The sequence below is a fragment of the Vibrio sp. V42_P2S4T144 genome (genome assembly GCF_009904715.1).
Lineage (GTDB): Bacteria > Pseudomonadota > Gammaproteobacteria > Enterobacterales > Vibrionaceae > Vibrio > Vibrio alginolyticus.
In genome coordinates, this window is sequence record NZ_WXWS01000147.1 from 2,270 (window position 1) to 11,598 (window position 9,329).

Genomic DNA, 9,329 nt, shown 5'->3' on the forward strand with positions numbered 1-9,329 from the left:
TATGTTGAAAAAACACTTTTTGCATATGATATTGTTTGTTAAATGTTAATAAATGCACATGAATAATATGGTTAATGATCTTGTTTAGCTCATGTTTACTTTTAGAGCATTTTTCTAGTTTTATTGGTGCATGACGCACAAAAATAGTGTGATATGAAAATGGTTAAATACTTGTTAATGCATTTTTATTCGCTAATTGTGCGTTTATTTAATGTTTTTTCGGCGGAATATACTTTAATTGTTGCTTTTTTGTGTGATTTTTGCCAAATTATTTCCGCATTAAGATTTCAGAGTATTATTCTGAATTTGAACGGATTCATTCAGGTGATGAATGGTGCCTTTGGCGCGATTCGATACCACAGACAAGGCAGTAGAGGTCTGAAATGTCACTATTAGAAGTGAAAAACCTTCGTATTGAATACCCATCCCGACACGGCGTTCACGCTGCCGTGAAATCACTTTCTTTTCATATTGAACGTGGTGAAATCGTGGGTGTTGTTGGCGAATCAGGTGCGGGTAAATCCACCGTTGGTAACGCCGTTATTGATTTGCTTAGCCCTCCAGGTCGCGTTGCTAGCGGTGATGTATTCCTGGATGGAGAAAAAATTTCTGGCCTATCACCAGAAGCGATGCGTAAGGTTCGCGGCTCGAAAATAGGTTTTATTTTCCAAGATCCGATGACCTCACTCAATCCACTTTTTACTGTTGAGCAACAGCTAAAAGAGACGATTCACGCCAACATGAAGGTCTCTGATGAAGAGGCGTATCAGCGCGCGCTTTCTCTTATGCAGCAGGTTGGTATTCCGCAACCAGAAAACCGCTTAAAACAGTACCCGCACCAATTCTCTGGTGGTATGCGTCAGCGTGTTGTCATTGCTATTGCTTTGGCTGGTGAGCCTGATCTCATCATCGCGGACGAACCAACTACGGCGTTAGACGTTTCTATCCAAGACCAAATCCTCAACTTGATCCGCGAGCTGTGTATCAAGAACAATGTCGGCTGTATGTTGGTTACTCACGATATGGGTGTCGTCTCCAACGTCACCGATCGCGTGGCGGTAATGTATCGTGGTGACTTGGTGGAGTTTGGACCAACAGCCAAAGTATTGGGCGATCCTGATCACTCTTATACTCGCAGTCTAATTTCAGCGGTACCACGTTCAGACAGAAAGCTAGATCGTTTCCCGTTAGTAAGCTATATCGAAGAAGCGGCGGAAATGGAGCCACTCGATATCAAGAACCACTGGTTAGGACAAAGCCAAGATGAGCGTGAGTACACTGGCCCGCTTTTGGACGTGAAGAACGTCAATCTTCGCTTTGTGACCAAAGACTCTTTGTTCGAAAGCCGCCGAGAATACGTGCAAGCATCTAATAATGTGAGCTTTGAAGTGCACGAAGGCGAAACCTTTGGTTTGGTGGGCGAGTCTGGTTCAGGTAAATCGACCATTGCACGTGTGATTGCTGGTTTATACCAACCTAACTCTGGTCAGGTGAAATTCGAGGGCATTGACCTGACCGCTTTAACCTCTGAGAAAGAGCGCCGCCCGATGCGTCGTCAAATGCAGATGGTGTTCCAAAACCCATATACTTCAATGAACCCTCGTATGAAGGTATTCGATATTATTGCTGAGCCAATCCGTTTCCATAAATTGACGAAAAACGAGTCGGAAACTCGCCAAATCGTGAATGACCTATTGGATCATGTTGGTTTGGGTCGAATGGCTGGGCTTAAGTACCCTCATGAATTCTCCGGTGGTCAACGTCAGCGTATTTCTATTGCGCGTGCGTTGGCGACTCGTCCTCGACTTTTGATTTGTGATGAACCGACCTCAGCACTGGACGTATCGGTACAGGCACAAATTCTAAACTTGCTGAAAGATCTGCAAAGTGAGCTGAACTTGACTATGTTGTTTATCAGCCACGATTTACCTGTTATTCGTCAGATGTGTGACCGAGTAGGTGTGATGCAAATGGGTACACTTTTAGAAGTGGCCCCAACAGAACAGTTATTCACGGCACCTCAACACGAATACAGCAAAAAATTGATTTCTCTGATGCCGGAGTTTACTGGCTTGCGAGAAGAGATCGAAACGGCATAAACCAAGCAATTCGCTTGGCTAACCTTTAGTCATAACAAAGACGCAAACACAACAACAAGGGATCCGTATCCCCGCATGAAGGAGTTATGCAAATGAAAACCATGAAAAGCAAATTAGCAGTGGCGCTAATGGCTGCGGGCCTAAGCTTTAACGCAATGGCAGCAGATATCAAAGTTGGCTATGCAGCTGACCCAGTATCGCTTGACCCACATGAGCAGCTATCAGGTGGCACACTGCAAATGTCACACATGGTATTTGATCCGTTGGTTCGCTTTACTCAAAAAATGGATTTCGAGCCTCGCCTAGCAGAAAGCTGGGAACGTATTAACGATACGACTGTTCGTTTCAAACTGCGTGAAGGTGTGAAATTCCATTCTGGCAATACTCTAACGGCTGACGACGTCGTGTGGACGTTCCAGCGTTTACAAAGCTCTCCTGACTTTAAAAACATCTTCGACCCGTACGAAAAAATCGTCAAAGTTGACGACAACACGTTCGATCTTGTAACTAAAGGTCCTTACCCACTAGTGCTGCAAACCGCAACGTACATTTTCCCAATGGACAGCAAGTTCTACACGGGCAAAACTGCGGACGGCAAAGACAAGTCTGAGCTAGTGAAGCACGGTAACTCATTTGCATCGACTAACGTATCTGGCACGGGTCCATTCATTGTGACTTCACGTGAACAGGGCGTAAAAGTGGAATTTGAACGCTTTAAAGATTACTGGGACAAAGAGTCGAAAGGTAACGTTGATAAGCTAACGCTTGTGCCAATTAAAGAAGACGCAACTCGTGTAGCAGCGCTGCTTTCTGGCGGTGTTGACATGATTCACCCTGTAGCGCCAAACGACCACAAACGCGTTGAAGATGCTGACGGCATCGACCTAGTTACGCTACCTGGTACTCGTATCATCACGTTCCAACTAAACCAAAACAGCAACGAAGCATTGAAAGACGTTCGCGTTCGCCAAGCGATTGTTCACGCAATCAATAACGAAGGTATCGTGAAGAAAATCATGAAAGGCTTCGCAACGGCTGCTGGTCAGCAAAGCCCGGCAGGTTACGTGGGTCACGATGACAAACTGGTTCCTCGCTACGACTTGAAGAAAGCGAAAGAACTGATGAAAGAAGCGGGTTACGAAAATGGCCTGACGCTAACGATGATCGCACCAAACAACCGTTACGTGAATGATGCGAAAGTAGCACAAGCGGCAGCGGCAATGTTGTCTAAGATCGGTATCAAGGTTGATCTGAAGACCATGCCAAAAGCGCAATACTGGCCAGAGTTCGACAAGTGTGCGGCAGACATGCTGATGATCGGTTGGCACTCAGATACAGAAGACTCAGCGAACTTCAACGAGTTCCTAACGATGACTCGTAACGAAGAAACCGGTCGTGGTCAGTACAACTGTGGTTACTACTCAAACCCAGAAATGGACAAAGTGGTTGAAGCTGCGAACGTAGAAACGGATCCTGCGAAACGTGCAGAAATGCTGAAAGGTGTAGAAGCAACACTATACAACGACGCAGCATTCGTACCGCTACACTGGCAAAGTGAAGCGTGGGGTGCGAAGTCTAACGTGAAAGCGGCAGACATCGTTAACCCAATGGTAATGCCTTACTTCGGTGACCTAGTGGTTGAATAATCACGGTTAGTCGACTTTGAGGAGGGATGGATTTCCCTCCTCAACTTAAAGCACTCGACTCAGTTTTGTTTCAGTCGGATTGAGTGGGTTATTTAGACTGAATTTTCTCTCTAATTTAGAGATCTATGGATAGTTAAGGGGCAAGGAATGTTTTCGTTTCTGGTCAAGCGCCTGTTTCAGGCACTGATAGTGATGTTTGTGATCAGTTTGGTGGCGTTTGCCATTCAGGACAACCTGGGTGATCCGCTGCGTGAGCTTGTAGGTCAGTCGGTTTCGGAATCGGAGCGTCAAGCGCTACGCGACGACTTGGGCCTGAACGATCCCTTTATCACAAAGTACACGCGCTTTGTGGGTAATGCACTGCAAGGTGATTTGGGTACCTCATATTTTTTCAAGCGACCTGCGGTTGAGGTGATTCTCGACAAGCTGGTGGCTACATTAGAGCTCGTGTTTGGCGCGACGCTTATCATCATTGTTTTCTCTATTCCGCTTGGGGTGTACTCTGCGATTCATCCTAAGAGTGTTTTTACCAAATTTGTAATGGCGATGAGCAGTGTCGGTATCTCGATTCCGGTGTTCTTAACCGCAATCATGCTGATGTATGTCTTCTCCATAGAACTTGGTTGGTTGCCTTCCTATGGGCGAGGTGAAACCGCTAACGTACTCGGTTGGGAATCTGGCTTCTTTACCATTGATGGTATCAAGCACCTCATCCTACCTTGTATTGCGCTAGCGTCTATCATGCTGCCGTTGTTCATCCGTTTGGTACGTTCAGAAATGCTGGAAGTTCTGAATTCGGAATACATTAAGTTCGCCAAAGCAAAAGGTTTGAACTTACAAAAGATTTATTACCAACATGCACTTAAGAACACCATGCTACCAGTATTGACGGTAGGTGGCGTGCAGATTGGTACCATGGTGGCCTACACCATCCTGACTGAAACCGTGTTCCAATGGCCGGGCACTGGCTTCCTTTTCCTAGAGGCAATCAACCGTGTAGATACACCGCTGATCACTGCCTACGTTATCTTTGTTGGTCTGATCTTCGTGGTAACCAATACCATCGTTGACTTGCTGTACGGCATCATCAACCCAACTGTGAACCTAACTGGAAAAGGAGCTTAATCATGAGCCAATCAAATTTAACACCAGCTCCTGCTCCATCAGCGTGGCAGCGTTTCAAAGAGTCAGATTTTCTGTATTACTTCAAACGCGACAAAGTGGCGATGGCGAGTTTTACCGTCTTTATGATGTTCTTAGTATTGGCATTGGCTGCACCGATTCTTGCGCCAACAGACCCGTACGATCTGACGTCTATCGACATCATGGATTCAGAGCTACCACCGTCTTGGATGGAAGAGGGCGATGAGCGTTTTGTTCTTGGTACTGATGAGCAAGGCCGCGATATTTTATCGACCATTCTTTACGGTTCTCGTTTGTCTTTGACGATCGGCTTTTTAGCCGTCGGTCTTCAGTTGATTCTGGGTATCATCATTGGTTTGTCGGCGGGTTACTTCGGTGGTCGTATCGATAGCTTCTTGATGCGCTTTGCGGATGTTCAACTATCGTTCTCGACCATGATGGTGGCGATCATCGTCTCTGCAATCTTTAAAGCCAGCTTTGGCAGTGATTTTTACAGCCAATATGCGGTGGTCATGCTGGTGGTGATCATCGGTGTGGCAGAATGGCCGCAATACGCACGGACTATTCGTGCCTCGGTATTGGCAGAGAAGAAGAAAGAATACGTCGAAGCGGCGCGTGTGATGGGCTTTAAAGCTCCGCGAATCATGTTCCGTCACATTCTGCCAAACTGTCTATCGCCAATCTTGGTTATCTCGACGGTACAGGTAGCGAACGCGATCATGTCGGAAGCGGCGCTGTCATTCCTAGGTTTGGGTCTGCCAGTCGATCAGCCGTCACTGGGTGCGCTAATCAGCATCGGCTTTAACTACATCTTCTCTGGTGCATGGTGGATTACTGCTTTCCCTGGCATCGTGCTAGTAACATTGGTTTTGGTTATCAACCTGTTGGGCGACTGGCTACGTGATGTATTCAACCCGAAACTGTACAAAGGATAAGAATTTTCCCACCAAGCGTTGTAAATTCACTTAATTCCTTCCTAAACTGAGAGCCGGATGCAAATTCCGGCTCTTTTTTTGCTAGTTATTCTTTGTTCACATTTTTTTGGCGCTTTTCCGCCATGATGACCTTACCCACTAATTTAGAGTGAAGTGTATGGAAATGAAGAAGGCCCAACGCCCATCTAACGTCTTCCAAGCAAGCCTGGCTTTGGGTTTGTTGCTGGTATGCGCCCAGTTTTCTAATCCAGTTGAGGCGGAGGAGTTCCTTTGCCAAGCCACTCAAGCCAGCGAGAAAGAATTACCGATGCTTGAGAAAACGTGCCCAATTGGTAACGGAGTATGGGGAAAGAAAGTGCCGCAGGGGGGCAACTACCTTTACTGGATTCAATGCGGATTGCTACCCAAGCCTATGTCTCTCGCGAAAGCTAAGCCTCTCTATAGTAAAATCACGACTGACGTATGGATGAAGCCTGAATCCAAAGGCTATCGCTGTTTGATTGGACCTTACAAGGCATTGTCTGATGCGAGGGATGACTTACGAGGAGTCAAAACCTTGTCGAATTACAAAGAGGCGTTCATCCGAGTGGTTGGGAAAGGGACGAAACAACCAGTAACACCACCTACACCTAAATCTACTGTATTGTCGAAATCAGCCGCATCTTCGGTTAAGCCAACACCGACGGTGACCCCGAAACCCGCGCCAGTTCCTGCTGTGCGAGCTGATACCGACGCCTTTAAAGCGCGGGCAGAGAAGCCAGATACCAAGGCAAAAAGTTCACGTGATAGCTCTTCGTCTACGCCTGTTGCTAAGACCAAAGCGAAGCCAATTGTCACTGGAAATGATGACATTGAAGTTCGGTTGAGAACTTCAGTACAGGGCAAAACGTACGTGGTCCCATATTTACTCGATCACCATAATCAGTTTTACATGGAACATGGTAAGCCGTGGAACCGCCTCAACTACGAAAACTCGCACAAAGTATGTCAGCAACTGGGTATGAACTTAGCTAACCCTGCAGAGTTTAAAGCGCTGAGGGCGTCTGGGGTGATGGAAAAAAATCAATGGCCACTGCAACTGCCGTATTGGGGCAAAGATAAGAAAGGTTTGTTCGCCGATCGTGAGCCCAATCAGCTCACCGGGACCTCATTATTGAACGTGGTGTGCGTGAAATAACGACTCAGATATTGCGGTCAAAATATAGAAGAAAGCCCCGAGTTCGGGGCTTTTTTGCGGTCTCAAATATTATCGCTATTTAAGTGGCGTTTCTTTGTGATGCGTTTGCTAATACGCTCTACCACTGATATTCATCTCATTTTGCGAATTATTTTCACTGAGCTTGTCGGCAGAGAGTCTATTCGTCATAATGTTACTTGTAACATTACTGATAAATCACATATTTATGGCTCAACAGAATAAGAAAACTCGTACGACATTGCAGGATGTCGCAGACCAGGTTGGCGTCACGAAGATGACCGTTTCACGCTATATGCGTAACCCTGAATCGGTGGCAGAAAAGACTCGGGCCAAGATTGCGACTGCGATTGAAGAGATGGGTTACATCGAAAACCGTGCACCGGCGATGTTGTCAAAGTCCTCCAGTAAAGCCATTGGTATTTTACTGCCGTCTTTGTCCAACCAAATTTTTGCTTCCTTTGTTCAGGGCATAGAGATGGTGACCAAAGCCAATGGCTATGAGACGCTTTTAGCGCATTTTAGCTACGATGAGCTTGAAGAAGAGCGCAAGATCGCGTCATTACTCTCTTATCAAGTCGATGGGCTTATTCTAACTGAAAGCCATCACACGCCGCGTACATTACAGATGATCAAAAATGCGGGCATTCCGGTGGTCGAAACCATGGAACTGCCATCGGAGCCGATTGATATGGCGGTTGGACTCGATCATGAAGATGCGTCGTACACCGTGGTTAAGCAGATGCTAGATACGGGGAAGAGTACAATCGTCTATTTTGGCGCGCGTCTGGATACGCGAACCAAATTGCGGATGCAAGGTTACGATCGCGCGATGACAGAAGCAGGGCTAGAACCCAAACATGTATTAACTGGTGATCATTCTAGTTTTTCTTTAGCGCATGATTTGCTCGAACGCGCACTGGAAATGCACCCAACGCTCGATGGGGTGTTCTGTACCAACGATGACATCGCAATTGGCACCATGCTGAGTGCGCAGCAACGTGGCATTCAAGTTCCACAGCAATTGGCAGTGGCGGGCTATAACGCGCTGGATATCGGTCAAACCATCAGCCCGAAACTGACCAGCGTTGATACGCCGCGTTTCCAAATTGGTGTAAAGAGCGCAGAGTTATTAATTGCGCGCCTGAAAGGCGAAACGCAAGAAGAAAAAGTCTTCGATATGGGGTATCAGATCACGTCGGGAGAGAGTGTTTAACTAATTGTTAACTGCTCTTTGTATTCGCTCATCAATGGTATTGGTAGGTTAGGGTATGGCACATCAGCTGGATGCATTGGATCTCAACTTAATGCGTTTATTAAAAGCCGTGGTGGAAAACCGCAGCATCAAGCTGGCCGCAATGCAGCTTGGCATTTCTCAACCGAGCGCCAGCCGCGGCGTGATGAAGTTGAAGCAAGTGTTTGATGACCCGCTTTTTGTGCGTAAAGCACATGGGGTAGAGCCATCACCCATGGCGATTCGTCTCGCCGCCGAGTTCGACAATATGGTTGCACCACTGGAAAAAGTGGTGCAAGAATTTGAAGTGTTCGACCCACTGCAATACCAAGGGCAGATTGCGATTGTAACTGACCCTTATTTGATGGATGAACAAGGGCAGCGACTGCTCACTGGTTGTCATCGAGCCTTTCCCAAAGCGCACTTTGCCTTTTCCAGCTGGAATACTTACTCGCACGATGAAATGTTAGAAGGCGAGCACGATTACTGCATTCTTGACCAAGAGACCGAGCTGTCGAAAGACATTTACATGCGCCCGTTATTCGTTGAAAAACGAGTGATTTTGGCGCGCAAAAACCACCCAACGTTGTCGAAAGTCAGCAATGATTGGGACACGGTGTCCAAACTACCACTCGTCTCTTTGCCTGCGCCTGCGTCATATAAACCGCTTTGTACCGTGGAGTCCGAGTATCGACGCATGGGTTATGAGCCAGTAGTGTTACTGAAGTCCTATAATTTGCGTTTGGCTTGCCAAATGTTGCAAGAAACCGACGCGATTATGTATGCCAGTCAAAGCTCAGCATTGTTGATGCCAGAACTCGCCTCTTACGCAATGCCACCCGTTAATCGTGAGTTTAGCCAGTTTGTTGTCTCTGGCGGTTTCCTTCAAACCAACCGCAACCATCCTTTGCACAGACACCTGCATAAAGTGGTGCGACAAACCCTCAATACGCCGCTGATTTTTACGCAGTGATGTCACTTTATGGCATCGGCTGAATGAGAGTAGATGCTTTAACCTTATCAATGTTGTGTGATTACATAGACAACTTACTTCTTAAGATATTCAAAAATGAATAT

General features: G+C 46.6%; 7 protein-coding genes. All 7 read left to right on the top strand.

Annotated features, from left to right (window positions below):
- The first annotated feature begins 383 nt into the window (after nt 1-383).
- A complete protein-coding gene (locus CAG68_RS04810; RefSeq protein ID WP_005379108.1) occupies nt 384-2,099 on the top strand; it encodes a dipeptide ABC transporter ATP-binding protein in 1,716 nt (571 codons plus the stop codon).
- Nucleotides 2,100-2,191: 92 nt separating this feature from the next.
- Nucleotides 2,192-3,745 carry an ABC transporter substrate-binding protein gene (locus tag CAG68_RS04815; RefSeq protein WP_005379109.1) on the top strand — a complete coding sequence of 518 codons (1,554 nt, stop codon included), beginning with the start codon at nt 2,192-2,194 and terminating at the stop codon, nt 3,743-3,745.
- Nucleotides 3,746-3,892: 147 nt separating this feature from the next.
- The gene (locus CAG68_RS04820; protein WP_086046415.1) at nt 3,893-4,870 is read left to right on the top strand and encodes an ABC transporter permease; all 978 of its coding nucleotides are present in this window, start codon (nt 3,893-3,895) and stop codon (nt 4,868-4,870) included.
- A 2-nt stretch (nt 4,871-4,872) separates the two neighbouring features.
- On the top strand, nt 4,873-5,823 hold the full coding sequence (locus tag CAG68_RS04825) for an ABC transporter permease (protein ID WP_054730225.1): 951 nt from the start codon (nt 4,873-4,875) through the stop codon (nt 5,821-5,823).
- Between the two features lie 157 nt (nt 5,824-5,980).
- On the top strand, nt 5,981-7,000 hold the full coding sequence (locus tag CAG68_RS04830) for an SPOR domain-containing protein (RefSeq protein WP_086046416.1): 1,020 nt from the start codon (nt 5,981-5,983) through the stop codon (nt 6,998-7,000).
- Between the two features lie 226 nt (nt 7,001-7,226).
- The gene (locus CAG68_RS04835) at nt 7,227-8,234 is read left to right on the top strand and encodes a substrate-binding domain-containing protein (RefSeq protein ID WP_161440835.1); all 1,008 of its coding nucleotides are present in this window, start codon (nt 7,227-7,229) and stop codon (nt 8,232-8,234) included.
- A gap of 55 nt (nt 8,235-8,289) precedes the next feature.
- Entirely contained in the window at nt 8,290-9,225 is a 936-nt protein-coding gene (locus CAG68_RS04840; protein ID WP_005379132.1) for a LysR family transcriptional regulator, read from the top strand.
- Nucleotides 9,226-9,329: the final 104 nt, after the last annotated feature.

Excerpts from the sequence above, each read along its gene's own strand:
- CAG68_RS04810 (WP_005379108.1), top strand. The coding sequence starts at position 384 with ATGTCACTATTAGAAGTGAAAAACCTTCGTATTGAATACCCATCCCGA.
- CAG68_RS04840 (WP_005379132.1), top strand. The coding sequence starts at position 8,290 with ATGGCACATCAGCTGGATGCATTGGATCTCAACTTAATGCGTTTATTA.
- CAG68_RS04835 (WP_161440835.1), top strand. The coding sequence starts at position 7,227 with ATGGCTCAACAGAATAAGAAAACTCGTACGACATTGCAGGATGTCGCA.
- CAG68_RS04820 (WP_086046415.1), top strand. The coding sequence starts at position 3,893 with ATGTTTTCGTTTCTGGTCAAGCGCCTGTTTCAGGCACTGATAGTGATG.
- CAG68_RS04815 (WP_005379109.1), top strand. The coding sequence starts at position 2,192 with ATGAAAACCATGAAAAGCAAATTAGCAGTGGCGCTAATGGCTGCGGGC.
- CAG68_RS04825 (WP_054730225.1), top strand. The coding sequence starts at position 4,873 with ATGAGCCAATCAAATTTAACACCAGCTCCTGCTCCATCAGCGTGGCAG.
- CAG68_RS04830 (WP_086046416.1), top strand. The coding sequence starts at position 5,981 with ATGGAAATGAAGAAGGCCCAACGCCCATCTAACGTCTTCCAAGCAAGC.